Origin of the sequence: Hymenobacter siberiensis, assembly GCF_018967845.1 — a bacterium.
In the GTDB taxonomy this organism is placed as follows: domain Bacteria; phylum Bacteroidota; class Bacteroidia; order Cytophagales; family Hymenobacteraceae; genus Hymenobacter; species Hymenobacter siberiensis.
The window spans coordinates 3046500-3066787 of the sequence record NZ_JAHLZZ010000001.1 but is presented as its reverse complement, the minus strand read 5'-3'; the positions used below and the strand labels follow the sequence as shown (position 1 = coordinate 3066787).

Sequence of the window (20288 nt, the reverse complement as noted above, 5' to 3'; positions counted from 1 at the left end):
ACTCATGCTGCTGGGGCTGGCGGCGTGCTCACCGTTTGGGCTGTTGCGGCCCAACCAGCGCCTGCTCAGCCGCGTCGAAATCAAGGGCGTAGAGCAGGCCGACAAAGAACGGCTGACCGCGCTGGCCCAGCAAAAGCCCAACACCCGAATTCCGCCCAAGCTGGACATCTACCACCTAGGCTTTGGCTTTTATGATTCGGCGCGCATCAAAAGCAAGCTGCGCGCAATTGAAACGACTTACGCGGCCAAGATGCAGGCCGCCGGCACCGACTCGGCCCAGCTGGGCAAGCTGCTGGCCCAGCGCGAGCGCAAAATCAAGCGCAAGCAGCTGGTGCTCGACAAGGGCAACGCCATCATGCGCCTGGGCGAGCCGCCCGTTATCTACGACTCGGCCCTTACCAGCCGCTCGGTAGAGCAGATGACCACCTACCTGCGCTCGCAGGGCTTTTTCCGGGCGCGGGTGTCGGCCACCGACACGGCCCGCTTCCAGCGCAGCATCTTGTTTCGGGCGCTGAATGCGGTGGGGTCGGTTTTTTCCGGCAAGTCCGATTCGCTCGATGCTGTCAAGCAATACCGCCGCGTAACGGTGACCTATAACATCACCGAAAACCAGCCTTTTCTGTATCGCCTTCAGGCCCCCAGCATTCCCGACTCGGGCGTGGCGGCCATGGTGCGCCAGGGCCAGTCGGCCACGCTGCTGCACGAAAACGACCGGTACAACGAGGCCCTCATCGGCCAGGAGCGCACCCGCCTCGAAACCCTGCTGAAAAACGCGGGCTACTTTGATTTCCGCCAGCAGTACATCACCCTCGAAGCCGATACCAGCTACGAGAAATTCACGGTGCGGCTGCGCACCTTCATCGCCAACCCCGGGCCGGACCAGGGCCACCGGCTGTACACGCTGCGCCAGGTGCGCTTCATCACCGATGCCGGCGTGGGCCGCACCCTGCGCAGCGCCACCGGCGACACCCTGCGCCGCGCTGGCACGCCCGGCGCGCTGCGCGCCCGCCCCAGCCTGGGCGTGCGGATGGATACCGTGGTCACGGACTCGATTCGCTTTGCCGCCTATCAGCAGAAATTCAGTACCGACCTGCTGGCCAACAAGGTGAGGGTGCGCCCCGAGCAGCACTACAGCCTGGCCAACACCCTGCAAACCCAGCGCCTGCTGGCCGACCTGGATATGTTCCGGTTCAATACCGTGAACTACCGCAAGCTGCCCGACCCACCCACCACCGACAGCACCAGCCGCACCCCCAGCACCGGCGAGCTAGTAGCCGTCATCAACGCCTCGCCCGCGCCCAAATTCTCGCAGACCGTGGAAGTGGGCGCTACCTACGTGGCCTACCTGCCGGGGCCATTTTTGAATTATCGCCTGAAAATCCGCAATCCCTTCGGGGGGGCCGAGGTGCTGGAATTTGGCGTGCGGGCCGGCTTCGAGGGCCAGCTCACCCGCGTGGCCAGTATTAGCGACACCACGGGCAACACCACGGACAATGTGTACACGACCCAGCTGGGGGCCACGGCAGCGCTGGTACTGCCGCAGTTTCTGGTGCCCTTCCGCACCAACTACTTCCTCACCCGCTACAATCCCAAAACCCGTTTCTCGCTCTCCGAAACCTACGTAAAGCGCCCGGAATACATCCGGTCCAACTTCGAGTTTGCCTGGGACTATATCTGGCAGCGCTCGCCGTTCCATCAATACGTGTTTTCGCCGGTGGTTATCACCCTGGTTAATACGCCCTATACCAGCCCGGCCTTCGAGGCGCGTCTCAAAGCGCTTCAGCTCACGGAGGGGTCCTCGCTCTACCGGTCGTTCAGCAAGCAGGTCGAGCCGAGCTTCAGCTTCACGTCGCTCTATAACTCCAACGATTTCAACGAAACCCGCAATGCTTACTACCTGCGGCTGTTTGCCGAAGTCGGAGGCCTCACGCGTGGGCTCTATCAGAAAGCCCTTTTCGAGAGCACGCGTCTGAACGTGTATGACTTTGCCCGCATTAGTGTCGATTACCGGCGCTACTACCGCCTCACGCCCCAAACATACTTCGTGTGGCGCCTCAACGGCGGGGCCGTGCACGCCCTGAACCGCACCAACGACCCTACTACCCCCGAAAACGACCCGCAGTATATTGTGCCCTACGATAAGTCGTTTTTTGCCGGGGGCTCTACCAGCCTTCGGGCCTGGCAGCCGCGCCGCCTGGGGCCGGGCGGCTACACGCCCCTGCGCCCCAGCAACGGCCAGCTGGTGCGCGACTACCTCACCGAGCAGCCCGGCGAGCTGCTGCTGGAAGGCAGCGCCGAATACCGCTTCCCGATATACGGCTTCTTCAAAGGGGCGCTGTTCACTGATTTTGGCAACGTGTGGGGCCTGCAGGAAAGAAAAGACCCCAGTACTGGCGACTACCTCCGCCCCGGCGCACAGTTTCAAATCAACAATTTCTACCGCCAGATTGCCGTGGGTTCGGGCTTTGGCCTGCGCTTCGATTTCACGTTCCTGATTTTGCGCCTCGACATCGCCACCAAAATCTACGACCCCACGGCACCTACCACCGCCGATAAATGGGCGCTGCGCAACTTCGACACCAGCGCCAACCCCGTTTCCTTCAATCTGGGCATCGGTTACCCGTTCTAGTGGAGTGGTGGGTTGGTGGGTTGGTGGAGTAGACAAACTGTTGCTTGTAGATTGAACACTCCACGGCTAGCCGCTGGCCCCGCTGGCCGCAGTTTAGCGCTCCGCGCTAAACTGCGGCCAGCGGTGGGTTGGGCGAATCGCTGGTTACAAATTGACCACTCCACTAATCCACTTAATACCCCAGCAATTCGCCCAGCGCCACCGCTACTTTGGCCGCGCTCGGCAGCATTTGCTTCTCCAGCTCCACGTTGAGGGCAATGGCCGGCAGGTTGGCCGCGCCGAGGGTGAACACCGGCGCATCCAGCGCCGTGAAGCAGTGGCGCTGAATACGCCCGGCCAGGCTTTCGGCAAAGCTGTTCATGAGCGGTTCTTCGGTGAGGACGAGCACCTTGCCATGGCGGCGGGTGGCGGCCGTCACGGCATCAAAGTCAAGCGGGTTGAGGGTGCGCAGGTCGAGGATTTCGATTTGGCCGGGGAAGTCGCGGCTGGCGGCTTTGGCCCAGTGCACGCCCATGCCGTAGGTCACGACCAGGGCCGTGTTGCCCCGGGCGAGCTGCTCGGCATCGGCGGCCTGCGCGATGGCGGCCACGCCCAGCGGAATGACGTAGCCAGCGGCCGGCTCCACGGTTTTGGCTTCCTCGGTGCCGGGCACCTTGCTCCAGTACAGGCCCTTATGCTCCAGCATGATAACCGGGTTGGGGTCGAGAAAGGCAGCGCGCATGAGGCCCTTCATGTCGGCCGCATTGCTGGGGTACACCACTTTAATGCCTCGAATGGTAAGCAGCGTGCTTTCGATGGAGCCCGAATGGTACGGCCCACCTCCGCCATATGCCCCAATGGGCAGGCGGATAAGGGCCGGAATCGGAAACTTGCCCATGGTGAGGTAGCAAGATTTGCTGAGCTCCTCCACCAATTGGTTCAGGGCGGGCCAGATGTAGTCGGCAAACTGAATTTCGACGATGGGCCGGGCACCCACGGCCGCCATGCCCGCCGTGCTGCCCACAATGTAGGCTTCCTGAATGGGCGTGTTGAAGACCCGGGCTTCGCCGTATTTCTTAGCCAGCAGCGCGGCCTCGCGGAACACGCCGCCCAGCTCGCCACCCACGTCTTGCCCGTAGAACAGCGCTTCGGGGAATTCCTGCAGGATGTCGTCCACCGCGTGCAGGGCGGCATCCACCATCAGGGCTTTTTCGGCCCCGGCGGGGCTGCGCTCGCCGGCCTCCTCGGTCACGGCGGGCGGGGCAAACTCGTGGTCGGCGAAAGTGGCGGGGTCGGGGTTGGGCGCGGCCAGGGCTGCGGCCCAGTCGGCGCGCACCGTAGTGCAGGCTTCAGCCCGCAGTCCGTCCAATTCCTCCTCTGAAACCCCGAGCGCCAGCAGGCGCTGGTGCAGGCGCGGCAGCGGGTCCTGCTCCTGGTGGGTGCTCAAATCATTGCGGTACCACTCGCGGCGCACGCCGCTGGTGTGGTGGCCCAGCAGCGGGCACTTAGCATGCACCAGCACCGGCCCGCGCCGGGCGCGGACGTGGGCAAACGCCTCGGCCAGCCCGGTGTGCGACGACTCAAAATCGGCCCCGTCCACCTGCATCCGGCGCAGGCCCGGGAAGCCGGCGGCAAACTCGTAGGCATTCATGGCGCGCATCTCCCGGCCGGTGGCCGAGATGCCCCAGTCGTTATCCTGCACCAGGTACACGATGGGCAGCTGGTGCAGAATGGCCATTTGCAGGGCCTCCGCCACTTCGCCCTCCGTCATGGCCCCGTCGCCGATGGAACACAGCACCAGCGGTTTCTCGGCCAGCCAGCCCGCCGATTTATTCAACGACACAATCGCCAACCCCTGCTTCTCGAAGTAGCTGATGGCGTGGGCCATGCCCGTAGCCGGTATGGCCTGCATGCCCGTGGCCGAGCTTTGGTGGGGAATAACCGGGATGCCCGCCCGCCGCAGCGAGGGGTGCGAATAATACGTGCGCCCGCCGCTGAACGGGTCATCGGCCTTGGCCAATAGCTGGAGCATAAGCTCATACGGGCGCAGCCCCAGGCCCAGCAGCAGGGCGTCGTCGCGGTAGTAGGGGGCGGCGTAATCGTTGCCGGTGAGCAGGAAGGCGGCGGCCAGCTGCACGGCCTCGTGGCCACGGGCGGTGGCATGCACATAACGCGAGGCGGTGGCCTTTTCTTCTTCGAAGAGCGTGGCCATTTCGGCGGCCGTGTGCATCAGGCGGTAGGTACGGCGCAGTAAGTTGGCATCGTGCGCGGGCACGGCGGTGGCGGGCGCAGTGAAAGCTTCGGCGGCGGCCGCAGCCGCAGCGGCTACGCGGGGGTTGGCAAAGTCAGTGGTATCGGAAGCGGCGGGAGCAGCAAAATCGGACATTGGGAGCAGGGCGGAGTGAGACTGCAAAAGTACGCCCCGCGCCCTCGTCCGTATCTTTGGGCAGTTGTGAGTTAAGAGTTAGGAGTTAAAAGTTATGAGTTGATAATTACGAACTGCTCACTAATACCTTTTAATTCATAACTCTTAACTCCCAACTCCTAACTGCCAACTCACACAATGCCCTCTCCCACCATCCGCCCCGAAATTGAAGCCTGGCTGGCTGATTTCCAGCTTCGCCTCTGCCAGCAGCTCGAAACCGCCGACGGCGGCCCCGCCACTTTTCTCACCGATGCCTGGCAGCGCGAGGGCGGCGGCGGCGGCCGCTCCAAAGTGCTGGAGCACGGCGCTGTCCTTGAAAAAGGCGGCGTGGGGTTTTCGGCCGTGTGGGGCGAGATGAGCGAGGCCGCCGCCCGGCAGCTGCACATGCCCGACCCGCATTTCTACGCCACTGGCGTGAGCGTGGTGCTGCACCCGCGCAGCCCGCGCATCCCCATCATCCACATGAATGTGCGGTATTTTGAGGCCGGCAACGGCGAAGCCTGGTTTGGCGGCGGCATCGACTTGACCCCGATTTATGTGGATGAAGCCCAGGCCCGCCGCTTCCACGCGCAGCTGAAAGCCGTGTGCGACCGCCACAACCCGGCTTACTACCCCAAGTTCACGCGCTGGGCCGACGACTATTTCTACCTCCCGCACCGCCAGGAAACGCGCGGCGTGGGCGGCATTTTCTACGACCGGCTGACCATAGGCCAGGACGGCACCGTTGAGGAATTATTCGCCTTTATGCGCGATGTGGCCGAGCTTTTCGGTCCCTTCTATACCCAGCTCATGGCCGAAAACCACGCCCTGCCCTTCACCGAGCGCGAAGAAGCCTGGCAAAGCCAGCGCCGCGCCCGCTATGCCGAATTCAACCTGGCTTTCGACCGGGGCACGCGCTTCGGCCTCGAAACCGGCGGCCGCACCGAGTCCATCCTCATGAGCCTGCCTCCGCGCACCGGCTGGGCCTACAACCCCGCGCTGCCCGCCCCCGGCACCCCCGAGGCCAGCACCCTGGCCTGGCTCCGCAAGGGCGTAGACTGGCTGGCCGATGCTTGAAGCCATCCAATACCTTGACCGGCAGCTGCTACTGGCCATCAACCACGCCCACCACCCCGTGCTGGATGCAGTGATGGCTTTTGCCTCCAACCGCCTGGTTTGGTTCCCGGTGTACGCCGTGCTCATTGGCTGGCTGATGTATCATTTCCGGTGGCGGGCGGCCCTGCTGCTACCACTCGTAATTGCCGCCGTGGGCCTGGCCGACAGCATCACCAGCCGGCTGTTCAAGCCGTATTTCGGGCGGCCCCGCCCCTGCCACGATGCCTCCCTGGCCCACCTGCTGCACCTGCCCGATGGCTGCGGCGGGCAATTCGGCTTCCTGTCGTCGCACGCCGCTAATTCCATGGCGCTGGCGGTTTTCCTGGCTGTGGTGCTGCCGCCGAGGCGTTTTCGCGGGCTCAAAATCGTGGTTTTTGGCTGGTTTGCCTTGTTATCCTACAGCCGCATGTATCTTGGCGCTCACTACCCCACCGACGTGCTGGGCGGAGCTGCCGTAGGGGCGCTGATGGGCTGGCTGGCGGCCGTGGCCTACCGGCGCTGGATGCTGCGCTGGTGGCCCGCCCAGGCGTAATTCACCTCTACTATGAGCCACTCAAAACGGCGCTTTCTTTTCCTGCTGTGCAGCACCCGCCGGCTGGGCAACAGCGAGCAGCTGGCCTACTGCGCCGCGCACCCGCTGCCCCCGGGCACCGAGCAGCAATGGCGGCACCTGCTCGATTTTCCCCTGTCTGACTTCTTGGACCTGCGCCACAGTGGCTCATTCGAGCCGCCTACCGGCAATGCCCAGCTGCTGCTCGAAGCCACGCTCCATGCCACCGACCTGGTGCTGGTGGCCCCGCTCTACTGGTACAGCCTGCCCGCGCCCGCCAAGCTGTACCTCGACCACTGGAGTGCCTGGCTGCGCACCCCAAGCATCAATTTTCGCGAGCGCATGAAGGGCAAGACCCTGTGGGCCATCACCGTGAGCAGCGGCGAACGCGCCGAAGCCCAGCCCCTCGAAGACTCGCTGACCCTGACGGCCAACTACCTGCACATGCACTGGGGCGGTCTGCTGTTCGGCACCGGCTCACGGCCTAATGACATTCAATTAGATGGGCTGGCCCAGCACCGAGCCAAATCTTTTTTCACCGGGGCAGAAGTCACAGCCCCGACCGGCCCGACCGTTGACCAGCTAATCAGCTGCCCTCCCAAATAAACCAGCAGCTTGTCATTCAGCCAAAGGAGAAACCTGAGAACTGTACGTTAAAGAGTACACCTGGATTCCTCCTTCGGCGGAATGACAACACCCTCAGGCCCTGCCCCCGCCTACCGGCCTAGCAGCTTCGCCACGTACTTACCCACGATGTCGAACTCCAGGTTCACCGTTTCGCCAGCCTTCAACTGCTGAAAGCTGGTGTGCTCGTAGGTATAGGGAATGATGGCCACCGTGAAACCCGCATCGATGCTCTCGAAGCAGGTGAGGCTGGTGCCGTTCACGCAAATGGACCCTTTCTCGACGGTTAGGCGGCCGGGACCGGCTTCGTGCCCAAACCGGAACAGCCAGGAGCCGTCCTGGTCGGTCACGCTCAGGCAAGTAGCCGTGGCATCGACGTGGCCCTGCACGATGTGGCCGTCGAAGCGGCCGTTGGCGGCCAGGCAGCGCTCCAGGTTTACGTGGCGGCCGGGCTGCCACTGGCTCAGGTTGGTCACGCGCATGGTTTCATCGATGGCCGTGACAACGTGAGTACCGGCCGCCGCGTCCACGGCTACCACGGTGAGACACACGCCGTCATGAGCCACGCTTTGGTCGATTTTCAATTCCGCCGCAAAGGGCGAGGCCACGGTAAAATGGCGGTTGCTGCCCTGGTCTTCAACGGCGGTAATGGTCCCCAGGGCTTCAATAATTCCAGTAAACATGAATCGCGGATTTAGTCGGTTTTTCGGAGTTCGCGCAGGCCAATGCTGCGCCCATAATGCAAAGAACGGCTCCACCACGCGGTAGGGCCGTTCTGCTTGTAACCGCCCGGTACGGGGCGGGGTTATGCGCAGCGCTTATTTATCACCTTTCTCGAAGGGCCGCCAGTCGAGCTCACCGGGCAGGCCGCCGGTCTTTTTGCGCAGGAATACAGTCTGGTCGTCGTCCTCCCGCTTGCCGAAGGTTACGTCGGCCCGGCACTCCAGGCAGCGCACCGAAGTGTACTTGAACTTGCCCTGGGCCACGCGGCTGGTGAGGTCCAGATTGTCGGACCCGCAGATGCCGCAGGCCGCCACGTCGGCGAAGCTCAAACGCTCGTATTCGGCCACCGTTTCGTGAAAGTTATTGCCCTGCACGGTAAAGTGAAACTGGCGGCGCCCGATGCGCTTAGTCGTCATCATTTGCAACATTCTACTGCAATAAAAGGGGTTAATTAATGCTTTAAAATTACGAATTATCACCCTCAAAAACAAGTCGATATCCTGAGAAAACCGCACAAAAAAAGGTGCCGCGAAGCACCTTTTTTTAGTAGCTGAGAATCTGCCTATTGCTGCACAAATTTTACCGTGCGGCGGGTGCTGCCCGTGCTCACTTCGCAGCTGTAATTGCCTTTGGCCAGCGGCGCGAGGCGGAGCGATGCTTCGTCGCCATCGGCGGCCGGCAGCTGCTGTTGCGCCACTACCGCGCCCCGGGCGTCGAGCACGCGCACCTTCAGCGGCTGGCCGCGCAGCGCAGCCGGCAGCACCAGCGTGAGCAGGCCGCTCCCAATGGGGTTGGGGTACAGGCGGAGGGCATCGGTGGCACCGGTCGCCGCCGGACTGGTGGCCAGCGGAGCCATGGGATGCAGGGCATTATAGGCCATCACAAAATTCGGAATGCCGTAGCCCAGCGTGTTATCGGGAGCAATGGCCTGGGTGGCGGTGCTGCGCAGGGCCACAATCACATGCTGGGCCGTGAGCGTGGGATTGGCCTGCCAGAAGCCGGCCGCCATGCCCGCCAGCACGGGACAAGCAAAGGAGGTGCCATTGCCCCGGTAAGCGCCGCCATTGGGCGAGAGTACCGCCGTGGCCTGCCCCATGGCCGACAGCGTGGGCTTGATGCGGCCATCAGCCGTGGGGCCGTAGGAGCTGAAAAGCGCGTGGTTACCCAGCGAATCCACGGCCCCAACGGACATAATGGAATCGGCATCGGCGGGGGCCGAAACGTAGCGCCAGGCGTGGTTGCCCTCGTTGCCGGCGGCGCTCACCACCAGCATGCCCACGCGGGCGGCCATGGTAGCGGCCCGCGAGCTGATGGCGTTGCGGCCGGTCAGGTCGGCGTAGGTGTAGGACACCGACGGCGCATCGAAATCCGTGTAGCCCAGCGAGGAGCTGATGACGTCCACGCCCACCGAGTCGGCGTATTCGGCGGCGGCCAGCCAGTTGGCTTCTTCGATGGGATGCTCGGAATACACATCCTCCGTGATGCAGAGGTGGAACGTGGCCTTGGGCGCGGTACCAATAAAGAAGCCCGGCTTATTGGCCGCCATCGTCGATAAGCAATTGGTACCGTGGTCGCTGCGGCCATACACGCTGGTGCCGCCGTCCACAAAGTTGCGGGTGCTGGCCAGGCGCTGCTCCTGGAACAGGGGGCGCAGAGCCGAAATAGTATCGGTACCGGGAAAGCCGGCGTCGAATACGGCGATTTGCATGCCGTCGCCCCGGAAACCGGCATCGTGCATGGCCAGCGCGCCAATCTGCTGGTTCTGACGGTAGGCCGGGCCGTAGAGGGCGCGGGTGGCCAAGGTGCCCCGGGCGGCCGGCTCGGGCAGCTGCGCGGGCGTGGTGAACGGGGCCGGTGCCCGGTAGCTTCGGTTGAGGGTGCTGGCGCGGCTCACCTTGGGCAGGGCCATAATGCGGGTCAGCGTGAGGGAATCACAGGAAACCACGGCCGCGTTGAACCAGCGGGACGTGTAGAGCACCTGCGGCCCACCACTCACGGCCCGAATCTGGGCCACGTAGGCGGGATTCACGGGCAGGTCGCGGGGCAGCACGGCGATGCCCTGCCGGGTGCGCCGCGCCAGCGACCGGGCCGACAGAAACGCTTGCGGCTGCGCCACCGAAAAGGGCGTACCCGCCTTATCCCGAAAATACACCAGATGGCGGCGCACAGTGCCTTGCGCCGCCGCCGGAGCGGCGGCCAGGGCGTTCAGCGCGCCGGCCACCAAGGCCAGGCTTACCCATTTGAACGAAAGTGGCACCATAGGTTGCGAGGAACAGCGAGGGGAATAAAATCAGCCGCGGGTGGCTTAATTCACTTTGTATTCAATCAGGGTTTCGCGGCGCGAATAGCCGAAAGTGTATGACTTGGGCACGAAGACGACATTGCCCCCGGAACCGACATAATAGAAGTTGGAAAAGCGTCTCTTCCGTCGGAATACCGGCCCCACGCCTTTCGCGAACACCTGCTGGTAGGTGTTCACATAGTAAGCGTCGTCGGCCTGGGCCAGGCCCTCGTTGGTGGTAGTGGCCGTGGCCGGGTAGGTTTTCGAGGTACCATTGGCGGCGGTGCTGAACGGCTCCCCCACGCGGCGGTAGCGGCGGGTTTCGGCCGTCACCGTATCTGCGGAATTGTTGTTGTAGGCGTTGAAATTCCAGAGGCGGCCTTCGCGCACCGGAAATATTAGCTCCAGCGTGCGCCGGTTGTCGCGGTTGAGAATGACCGACTGCGCCGACGGGCTCAGGGTGAACACGCTGTCGTCGACCCAGGCGGCGGCGGCCGTCAGGCGCTTGGAGCGCACCAGCCGGTAGGATGTTTTGCCGGCCGCATCGGCGAATGCGCTGGCAATGGTTTCCTTAAATTGGAAAGCACTAACTGTGGGCACGCTGAGCGTAACCTGAGAGCCCTGGCCGTTGGCCCGGCTCCAGGTAGTGTCAGATACGGCGTAAATCCAGTAGTTGCCCACGGCCACCGGGTAGTAGCCCAGGCCCGCATCGGGCAGGGCCTCCACCGTATTTTTGCAGCCGCCGAAACCCATTGCCAGGGCACCCGCAGCCAAGGCCAGACCAGCCCGGCGGGTAGCCACCGGCAAATTCCAGGAAGAAAACAGTCGTTGCATGAGCAGTGCGCAGCGGGTGATTAGAAAGGAAATAAGTAGGTAGTTAGTAATAAGTAGTCAGCAATCAGATTTCAGCTGTTTAAAAATCAGTCAATTGATTTCTGTCTGACTACCGATTACTGATGACTGACTACTTAGAGGCCAGCGGTGGCCGTGGCGGCAAAAGGTAAGGGGAATTCGCCGATGACGTGGCGCTCAATCCAGCCGCCGCCCAGCACGTCGTTGCCGTCGTAGAACACAGCAGCCTGCCCGGGCGTAATGGCGTGCACGGGCTCCTCGAAGTACACGCGGATTTTGCCATCCACTTCTTCCAGGAAAGCCGCTGCACCGTCGTGGTTGTAGCGCACTTTCACCACGGCTGGCACCAGGCCACGCCCCAGCAGGGTGGCTTCTTTGCCCATGTTGAGCTTGCCCACCACGGTAGCCGTACTGGCCAGCTCTTCGTAGTTGCCCAGCACCACCTCATTGGTATCGGGGCGAATTTCGAGCACGAACGCGGGGTAGCCCAGGGCCACGCCCAGCCCCTTGCGCTGTCCGATGGTGTAGAACGGATAGCCCTCGTGCTTGCCGATAACGCGGCCGTTTTTGGTCACGAAGTTGCCGCCGGCCACGCGCGCCTCCAGGCCCGGCACGCGGCGGCGCAGGAAGCCCCGGTAGTCGTTGTCGGGAATGAAGCAGATTTCGTAGCTCTCGGGCTTGTTCACCAGCTCGGTGAAGCCGCGCCGGCGGGCTTCGTCATAAATTTCGGTTTTGCGCATGCCGCCCAGCGGAAACAGCGTGCGGCTCAGGCTCGCCTGGCTCACGCCCCAGAGGGCATAGCTTTGGTCCTTGTTTTCGTCGAGGCCTTTGCTCACCACGAAGCGGCCGGTTTCGGCATCCTTGCGGATATTGGCGTAGTGGCCCGTGGCAATGAACTCGCAGCCGAGCTGGTCGGCGCGGCGCAGCAGGGCATCCCACTTAATGTGCGTGTTGCAGAGCACGCAGGGGTTGGGCGTGCGGCCGGCCAGGTATTCTTCGGTGAAGTTATCAATCACGAAATCGCCGAACTCGTTGCGGATATCGATGATATAGTGCGGAAAGCCGAGCTGCACGGCAATGTCGCGGGCGTCGTTGATGCTGTCGAGCGAGCAGCAGCCGGTTTCCTTTTTGGAGCCGCCGGCGCTGGCGTAATCCCAGGTTTTCATGGTCATCCCCACCACTTCATAGCCTTGCTCGTGCAGGAGCACGGCGGCCACGCTGCTATCAATTCCGCCGCTCATCGCGACGAGGACTCTTCCTTTTACTTCGATATTCATAGTGGTTTGCAATTCACCCGGAGCTTGAAAGGTTCCGGCCGGCAACTACAAAGGTACGAGCGGTGAGATGGTGAGGTGTGAACTGGTGAGTTTGATGTTCCAATTGCGCATTTAGCGCAGTCCAAACATCAAACTCACCAGTTCACACCTCACCTTACTTCCCCCGCCCTTCCACAATAATCTTGAGCGTGTAGAGCAGCACCCGAAAATCCATGGCCAGGCTCATGTTCTCGATGTAGAGAATGTCGAATTTGAGCCGCTCCACCATCTGGGCCACGGTTTCGGCGTAGCCATATTTTACCTGACCCAGCGAGGTGAGGCCCGGGCGCACGCGGTGCAGGTGCCGGTAGTGGGGCGCTATTTTCACAATCTGGTCGATGAAAAACTGGCGTTCCGGGCGCGGGCCTACGATGCTCATATCGCCTTTCAGCACGTTCCAGAACTGGGGCAGCTCGTCGAGGCGCACCTTGCGCATGAAACGGCCCCACTTGGTGATGCGCGGGTCGTGGTCGGAGCTCAGGGCCGGGCCCATTTTCTCGGCATCGGTGAACATCGACCGGAACTTGATGATGCGGAACGGGTGGCCGTCGCGCCCGATGCGCTCCTGCCGGTAAAATACCGGCCCGGGCGACGACAGCTTCACCATGACGGCCGTGAAGGCGTAGACCCAGCAGGCCAGCAGCATAAACAGCGCCGAGCCCACCACATCAATCACCCGCTTGAGCACCACCTGCCACACGGGCAGCAGGTCCTGCTTGATTTCGATGAGCGGCGTGCCGAATAAGTGATTGACTTTCACCGAGCCCAGCAGCATTTGGTACAGGTCGGGCAGGATGCTCACGCGGGCCGGCGTGCCCTCCAGCAGGGCCAGAATATCCTGAATGAGCAGGTGCTCGCTGGGCTCGATGGCAATGACAATCTGCTCGATTTTGAGGGCGCGCACCAGGGCCGGCAGGCGCTGGTAGGAGCCCCGCGCGGGCAGCTCGGCGGCCAGGGTCTCATCAATGGTATCGCCCACCGGCGCAAAGCCCACCAGGCGCAGACCCAGGTGCCGGCTGGTGCGCGAGAGCTCATAAAACGTGTTCAAGGCCAGGGCATTGGAGCCCACCAACAGCGTGGGGAAGAAAATCCGCTGCTTGCGAATCTGGCGCTGCACGCTGCTCACAGCTAAGGTGCGCAAAATGGCCGTGATGAAAAAATGCAGCAGGTAGTAGGCCGTAAATGTCTTGTAGTAAGCTCGGTAGTTCACCACGCCCTGGTCGTCGAGCAACAGGGTGAAGAAGATAACCACTGCGCCCAGCATGGCCACGCGGGCCAGCCGCAGAATTTCGCCGAGGCGCGACTTGCGGTAAATGTCGCGGTACTCGCCCACCAGCGTGTAAAGCACCGTCCAGAAGATGGCGATGAATATGGCCGACCCGGTGAGGTCAAACAGCACGCCTTCGGTGAAGTGATAGCCGGTCAGCTCGTTGAGCAAATATTTGCGCACGAGATAAAAACACATCCAGGCAAACAGCGCCGCGCCAAAATCGGCGGCCACTAGCTTGATATATTGAAAGCGACGAATTAACTGCAAAACGGTGGGCGGGGTAGTATTTTCGCGGCCTGTGGAGACATACCGCTCCCGGCAAAGGTAGGGAAAGCCGGTAGTTGTCCGGCGGCTTCTTTTTGGGTTGGCAAATGTGCCTCCGGACCCCTACGTCCGGCTTTTATTCATTTTTTTCAGTCTTTTATCATCTCACCGCTTCAGGATTCATATCGCCACCAGGGACAGCGGCGGGCGCTGGCCCGCGAGCTGCGGCTGCGCGGCATTCACGACGAACGGGTGCTGCAGGCCCTGGCTACCGTGCCGCGTCACCTCTTTTTTGCGCCCGCCTTCGAGGCCCACGCCTACCAGGACAAGGCGTTTCCCATTGGCGAGGGCCAGACGATTTCACAGCCCTACACCGTGGCTTACCAGACCCAGCTGCTCAACCTGCAGCCCACCGACCGGGTACTGGAAGTGGGTACCGGCTCGGGCTACCAGTGCGCCGTGCTGCTCCAGCTCACGCCCCACGTCGACAGCATAGAGTTTAACGAAGTGCTGTTTGCCCGCACCCGGCAGCTGCTGGCTACACTGGGGGCCGGCGGGGCCGGGCTGCATTGCGGCGACGGCTCGGTGGGCCTGCCCGACCGCGCCCCGTTCGATGCCATCCTCGTTACGGCCGGTGCGCCGGGGCTGCCCCCGGCCCTGCTGCGCCAGCTGCGCGTGGGTGGCCGCCTCGTGATACCCGTGGGCGACAGCCAAACCCAACGCATGGTGCGCGTGACCCGCGAAGGGGCCGAGGCCTTTGTGCGCGAAGAATTTGAGGAGTTCCGGTTCGTGCCGCTGCTCGGGGCCGGGGGCTGGCGCTCGTAGGAGTTCGCTTCGTTCTTTTCCCAGTTTCCCGGGTGTAATTTGCCTGCGATTATTCCCCGGCGCTCTTGCTCCCCCAGCGGCAAGGTCGCCGGGGGTATTTTTTTCTCACCCCCGCTTTCCCGCTTCTCCAATTTTCTGCTTATGATAAAAATGTTACGCTCTTTTACAAGTGGGCTGCTGGCTGTGGCCTTTGCCCTCGGCGGTGGCTTCGTGGCCCTGGCCCAAACGCCCGAAGGCGTGGTGCGCCAATACCCCGAGCACCAAACCGGCTACCGCTGCGCGTTCGACAGCGCCCAGCAGGCGGCGTTTGCGCGGCAGCCGGGCGCGGCCGCCGCCTACCGCGCCTTTCTGCAGGACGTGGCCCGCATGCCCACCGCCACCCAGGCGCGCCTGCTGGCCACCCCCGACGTGACGGTGCCCGTGGTGATTCACATCATCCACACCGGCGGCAGCAATAATATTTCGGACGCGCAGGTGAATGATGCCCTCCGGGTTATTAACGAAGACTACAGCAAAACCAACCGCGATACGGCCGACGTGATTCCGGCCTTCCAGGCGCTGTATGCCAACATTGGCTTTCGGATGAAGCTGGCCCGCCGCGACCCCAGCGGCAACTGCACCACGGGCATCACCCGCACGTATTCGACGGATACCAACATTGGCGACGACCGGGTGAAAAGCCTGATTACCTGGCCGCAGGATAAGTACCTCAACATCTGGGTGTGCACCAGCGCCAACGGGGCCGGCGGCTACGCCTACCTGCCGTGCTCGGGCGGCGCGGCCGATGGCATTGTGATTCGGAATGCTCAGTTTGGCAGCGTTGGCACATCTGGCGGCAGCAACCTAGCGGTGCGCTCCCTCACCCACGAAATCGGCCATTACTTTGGCCTGCCCCATACCTGGGGCGGCAGCAACACGCCGGGCCTGGCCAGCAATTGCAGCCTCGACGACGGCATTGCCGACACGCCCAATACCACGGGCTCGCAAACCAGCTGCTCGGCGGCCTACGGTACGGGCACGGTGCTCACCAGCTTCAACCCCTGCGGCCCGCTGGCCAACGTGCAAAACTACATGGACTATTCCTCGTGCACGCGGATGTTCACGCTGGGCCAGCGCGCCGTGATGCGCGCCTCGCTGCAGCTGAGCTGCCGGCAGGTGCTCACCAGCGCCGCCAACCTGCTGGCCACCGGCACCAACGATGGCTACGCGGCCCCCAACTGCGCCCCGATAGTGGCGTTCCAGTCCTCGGCCACCACCGTCTGCGATGGCTCGACGGTGACTTTTACCGATTATTCCTACAACGCCAGCCTGACGGCGGCTACCTACGCGTGGCAGTTTCCGGGCGGCGTGCCCGGCACTTCTACCCTGCGCAACCCGGTGGTGACGTACCCCACGGGCGGCCTGTACAACGCCACGCTGGCCGTGACGGCCGGCGGCGCCATGGGCATGACCACGCGCACGGGCCTGGTGCAGGTAGTGGGGCCTGGCTCTGCCCTGGTGGGCGCGGTAGCGGAGTCGTTTGAAGCCGCCGGCTTTCCGGCCAACTTCACGGCCCCCGACCTGCGCAACTGGACTAATTCCTCGAACACTGCCTCGACGGCGGCGCGGTGGATTCGGCGGGCCGGCTCGCCCGGCGGCCTAACCGTGAGCGACGGCGCGGCCTGCGTGCTGGTGGCCAGCTCGGTGCTGACGGCCGGCACCCAGACCATGCTTACCTCGCCCAACATCAACCTGAGCGGCCTCACGGTGGCCGACCAGCCGGCCGTGACCTTCGACCGGGCCTACGCCCTGCGGGCGGGCCAAGCCAATGAGTCGCTGGCTGTGCAGTTCAGCAACGACTGCGGCCAGACCTGGGCCACGCAGCGCAGCTTCTTCTCGCTCGTACTTAATACCCGCGACACGCTGCGCACCTACGGCTACACGCCGCTGGCCGCTTCGGAGTGGAAAAGCCTGCGGGTAGATATCCCGGCCGGCTACCTGACCGGCCACTTCCAGGTGCGCCTCACATTGCAGAGCAACGGCGGCAACTACTTCTACCTCGACCACCTGGCTGTGGGGGCGGCGCCGCTCCTGGCCACGCGCCTGAGGGCCGGCAGCCTGCCGGCACGGGTGTACCCCAACCCGCTCACCGCCGAATCGGTGGTGGAGTTTACCCTGGCCGTTCCCGGCCCGGTTGAGCTGCGGCTGACCGACTTGCTGGGTCGACCGGTGGGCGCGGCTACGCGGGCTACCGGCCGGGCCGGCCTGCAAACGCTGCCGCTGCTGCCGACCGGAGCGGCCCGCCCGGCCCCCGGCATTTATCTGGTTGAACTGCGAACCAGCGTTGGGCGTTCGACCAGCAAAATCGTAATCCCCTAATTAATAACTCACCCGTTCTACCACTGGAACGTGTTGGATTCAGGGTTTTTAGGTAAATTTGAAAGTCCAGTCATCGGCTTGTTTTTTTATGTGGCCCCAGCCGCACGTTTTCTCCCCTCTTTTCTAATAAACCTACGCTTTCTCCTAAATTTTCTCATGTTGAAAAAACTATTACCCACGGCGCTGACCCTGGCATTGGCCCTGACGGGACTGCGTGCCAGCGCCCAAAACTTAATTAGCGAACGCAGCCCCAACTGGTGCGGGGCCGTGGCCGAGCAGGAGCGCTACTTCGCCGAGCACCCCGGTGCCCGCGAAGCCCAGCGCGCCATGTACAAGCAGATGGAAGCGCTGGCCGCCACGCAGCAAAACCGAGTGTCGTACGTAACCGATGTGACCATTCCCGTGGTCGTGCACATCATTCATGCCGGCGGCCCTGAGAACATCAGCGACCGGCAGATTAACAGCGCCATCGACCAGCTCAATACCGACTACCAGAAGCTGAACCCGGATACGGCCAACACGGTACCGGTTTTCCGGGCGCGCGCGGCCTCCATCGGCTTCCGGTTTCGGCTGGCCAAGAAGGACCCCAACGGCAACTGCACCACAGGCATCACCCGCCACTACGCCCCCAGCCTGATTAATGACGACCAGAGCGGTTCGGTGCAGTCCCTGGTTATCTGGGACCGTCAGCGCTACCTCAACATCTGGATTGTGAGCAGCATCGGTACGTCCACGTCGGGGGGCGGCATTGTGCTAGGCTACTCCAACCTGCCGCAGAACTCCACGGCCCAGCGCGACGGCTTTGTGGCCCGTGGCGACTGGTTCGGCAACCAGGGCACCAGCTCGCCCGCCCGCGCCCAGAGCCGCACCGCCACCCACGAAATCGGCCACTACTTCGGCCTGAGCCACCCCTGGGGCCAGACCAACAACCCCGGCACCGGCAACTGCAGCGGCGACGACGGCGTGGCCGATACCCCCACCACCGACGGCACCTTCAACTGCGACCTGACGTACTCGCCCTGCACCGACCCGGCTACCGGCCAGCGCATTCTGGCCAACGTGCAGAATATCATGGACTACGCGTCGTGCCCCACCATGTTCACGCAGGGCCAGAAGACCCTGATGCGCAACGTGCTGGCCCTGCGCCCCGAGCGTACCGGTCTCACCACCCAGGCCAACCTGGTGGCCACCGGCACCAACGACGGCTACATCGCCCCCGCCAGCTGCGCCCCCGTGGCCGCTTTTGCCCCCGCCGCCGGCGTGAGCACCAGCGTGTGCATCAACACGCCCGTCACGCTGAACGACTACTCCTACAACTTCTCGTCGGGCGGCGGTGCAATCACCTACGCCTGGTCGTTCCCCGGCGGCACGCCTGCTACGGCAACCGGAGCTTCGGTTTCGGTATCGTACGCGGCGGCCGGCTTCTACCCCGTAACAGAAACGGTAAGCAACACCTCGGGTAGCAGCACCAGCAGCGTGACCAACTACATTCGGGTAGAAGGCCCGACGGGCGGCGAAGTGGCCCCCTACGCGGAGTCGTTTGAAGATGCCAACTTCCCGAACTTGTTTGCCGACCCCACCCTGCGCAACTACATCACTTCGGGCTTTACCAGCACCGGGGTTGCGGCCCCAAACTACCGCTGGGTACGGCAGGCCAACGTGCCCGCCGCCACCGGCACCGGCTACCTCATTGTGCAGGACCGGGTGATTCCGGTGGGTGCTACCTCCCAGCTCATCACGCCCAACATCAACCTGGCCTCGGTGCCCCGCCCGGCTTCGCTGAGCTTCTCGCGGGCCTTTGCCCTGCGCACGATTGCCAGCAACGAGCAGCTGCGCATTTCGTTCAGCAGCGACTGCGGCGTAACCTGGTCGACGCCCACCGTGCTCGACGTCACGGCGCTCACCACCCAGGGCCTCACCCCCATCGACGGTTACGTGCCCACCAGCAGCGCCAGCTGGCAGACCACCACGGTGGCCATTCCGGCCCAGTTCCAGGGCAGCGGCTTGTTCAAAGTGCGCTTCCAGATGGTGAACGGCACCACCGCCGGCAACAACTTCTACTTCGATAACCTGCGCATTGCCGGCCCGCTGGCTACCAAGGCCGATGCCCTGGCCAGCCGCGGCATCAGCGTGTACCCCAACCCGATGACCAACGAAACGGCTGTGCACCTCAACCTCACGACCGCCACGCAGGTGCAGGTGCGCCTGACCGACGTGCTGGGTCGCAACGTGGTATCGCTGCCCGCCAAAATGTATGGCGCCGGCCAGCAGAGCGTATCGCTACAAAGCGGCGGCCAGACCCTCAAGGCTGGTATGTACGTGGTGCACATCTCGCTCGATGGCGAAACCTTCACTAGCAAGCTCAACGTGGAATAGTCCCGCGCCCGGCAGCTTCTTGCTGATTCAAAATACCCCGTCCGAAATCGGACGGGGTATTTTTTGGGCCTACCCGCAGGCCTTCGCGTCCTGCAGGCCGTACCTTTATGCCACTATTTTCAGCCTCCTGCAGGCCGTTTTACTTTTTCTCCATGCGCAAGCAAAAACCCGTTTCCGACTCGTTCGTCATCATGACCGAGCTGGTACTGCCCAACGATACCAACACCCTCAACAACCTCATGGGGGGGCGCATGATGCACCTCATGGACATTGCCGCCGCCATTGCGGCCCAGAAGCACTCCAATCGCATCGTGGTCACGGCTTCGGTCGATAACGTGTCGTTCCGCGACAGCATCCGGCTGGGTAACGTGGTCACGCTCCAGGCCCAGGTGACGCGCGCATTCAACTCCAGCATGGAAGTGCACATCGATGTGTGGGCCGAGGACATTCCCAACGGCACCAAGCTCAAAACCAACGAAGCGTTTTTCACCTTCGTGGCCGTGGACCAGAGCGGCCGGCCCATCGACGTACCCGATGCCGTGCCCGAAACCGAGGAGGAAATCCGGCTTTTCGACGGGGCTCTGCGCCGCCGGCAACTGCGCCTGGTGCTGGCCGGCCGCATGCAGCCCGCCGAAGCCCAGGAGCTCAAAGCCCTCTTCGATTTGAAATAGCGGGCATAATTGCCCAATCAGCTTGTTTTTTCTCACCCCAACCACCGCGC

The 20288-nt window shown here is 63.1% G+C and carries 15 protein-coding genes; 8 read left to right on the top strand and 7 right to left on the bottom strand.

What is annotated here, in order from left to right:
- Positions 1-4 precede the first annotated feature (4 nt).
- Positions 5-2629, top strand: coding sequence for a translocation and assembly module lipoprotein TamL (gene tamL / locus KQ661_RS13320; protein ID WP_216727250.1), 2625 nt, complete (start codon positions 5-7; stop codon positions 2627-2629).
- Between the two features lie 172 nt (positions 2630-2801).
- On the opposite strand, the gene KQ661_RS13315 is transcribed toward tamL, so the two are convergent.
- A complete protein-coding gene (locus KQ661_RS13315; protein WP_216727249.1) occupies positions 2802-4994 on the bottom strand; it encodes an alpha-ketoacid dehydrogenase subunit alpha/beta in 2193 nt (730 codons plus the stop codon).
- A 177-nt stretch (positions 4995-5171) separates the two neighbouring features.
- On the opposite strand from KQ661_RS13315, the gene hemF reads away from it, so the two are divergent.
- The 3 genes from hemF to KQ661_RS13300 are packed head-to-tail and all read left to right on the top strand — an operon-like array spanning position 5172 to position 7284.
- A complete protein-coding gene (gene hemF / locus KQ661_RS13310; protein ID WP_216727248.1) occupies positions 5172-6089 on the top strand; it encodes an oxygen-dependent coproporphyrinogen oxidase in 918 nt (305 codons plus the stop codon).
- Entirely contained in the window at positions 6082-6660 is a 579-nt protein-coding gene (locus KQ661_RS13305; RefSeq protein ID WP_216688798.1) for a phosphatase PAP2 family protein, read from the top strand. Before hemF ends, KQ661_RS13305 begins: the two co-directional genes overlap by 8 nt.
- A gap of 12 nt (positions 6661-6672) precedes the next feature.
- Positions 6673-7284, top strand: a complete 612-nt coding sequence (locus tag KQ661_RS13300) for a flavodoxin family protein (protein ID WP_216688797.1) — start codon at positions 6673-6675, stop codon at positions 7282-7284.
- Positions 7285-7394: 110 nt separating this feature from the next.
- Here the strand turns inward: KQ661_RS13300 and KQ661_RS13295 are convergent, their stop codons facing one another.
- The 6 genes from KQ661_RS13295 to KQ661_RS13270 form a co-directional block, all read right to left on the bottom strand.
- A complete protein-coding gene (locus tag KQ661_RS13295; protein ID WP_216688796.1) occupies positions 7395-7985 on the bottom strand; it encodes a riboflavin synthase in 591 nt (196 codons plus the stop codon).
- Between the two features lie 135 nt (positions 7986-8120).
- The gene (locus KQ661_RS13290; RefSeq protein ID WP_216688795.1) at positions 8121-8444 is read right to left on the bottom strand and encodes a hypothetical protein; all 324 of its coding nucleotides are present in this window, start codon (positions 8442-8444) and stop codon (positions 8121-8123) included.
- 143 nt (positions 8445-8587) lie between these two features.
- Entirely contained in the window at positions 8588-10285 is a 1698-nt protein-coding gene (locus tag KQ661_RS13285) for a S8 family serine peptidase (protein ID WP_216727247.1), read from the bottom strand.
- Between the two features lie 45 nt (positions 10286-10330).
- Positions 10331-11140 carry a hypothetical protein gene (locus KQ661_RS13280; RefSeq protein ID WP_216688793.1) on the bottom strand — a complete coding sequence of 270 codons (810 nt, stop codon included), beginning with the start codon at positions 11138-11140 and terminating at the stop codon, positions 10331-10333.
- Positions 11141-11274: 134 nt separating this feature from the next.
- Positions 11275-12429, bottom strand: coding sequence for a tRNA 2-thiouridine(34) synthase MnmA (gene mnmA / locus KQ661_RS13275; protein ID WP_216690692.1), 1155 nt, complete (start codon positions 12427-12429; stop codon positions 11275-11277).
- 160 nt (positions 12430-12589) lie between these two features.
- The gene (locus tag KQ661_RS13270) at positions 12590-13975 is read right to left on the bottom strand and encodes a sugar transferase (protein ID WP_317196108.1); all 1386 of its coding nucleotides are present in this window, start codon (positions 13973-13975) and stop codon (positions 12590-12592) included.
- Between the two features lie 195 nt (positions 13976-14170).
- Here KQ661_RS13270 and KQ661_RS13265 point away from each other — a divergent pair, with 195 nt between their 5' ends.
- From KQ661_RS13265 to KQ661_RS13250, 4 genes are all read left to right on the top strand, one after another.
- Entirely contained in the window at positions 14171-14833 is a 663-nt protein-coding gene (locus tag KQ661_RS13265) for a protein-L-isoaspartate(D-aspartate) O-methyltransferase (RefSeq protein ID WP_216690690.1), read from the top strand.
- A gap of 150 nt (positions 14834-14983) precedes the next feature.
- Positions 14984-17191: a M43 family zinc metalloprotease gene (locus KQ661_RS13260; protein WP_216727246.1), complete on the top strand. Its 2208-nt coding sequence runs from the start codon at positions 14984-14986 to the stop codon at positions 17189-17191.
- Between the two features lie 156 nt (positions 17192-17347).
- The gene (locus KQ661_RS13255) at positions 17348-19567 is read left to right on the top strand and encodes a M43 family zinc metalloprotease (RefSeq protein ID WP_216727245.1); all 2220 of its coding nucleotides are present in this window, start codon (positions 17348-17350) and stop codon (positions 19565-19567) included.
- Positions 19568-19719: 152 nt separating this feature from the next.
- Positions 19720-20238: an acyl-CoA thioesterase gene (locus tag KQ661_RS13250; protein WP_216688790.1), complete on the top strand. Its 519-nt coding sequence runs from the start codon at positions 19720-19722 to the stop codon at positions 20236-20238.
- Positions 20239-20288 lie beyond the last annotated feature (50 nt).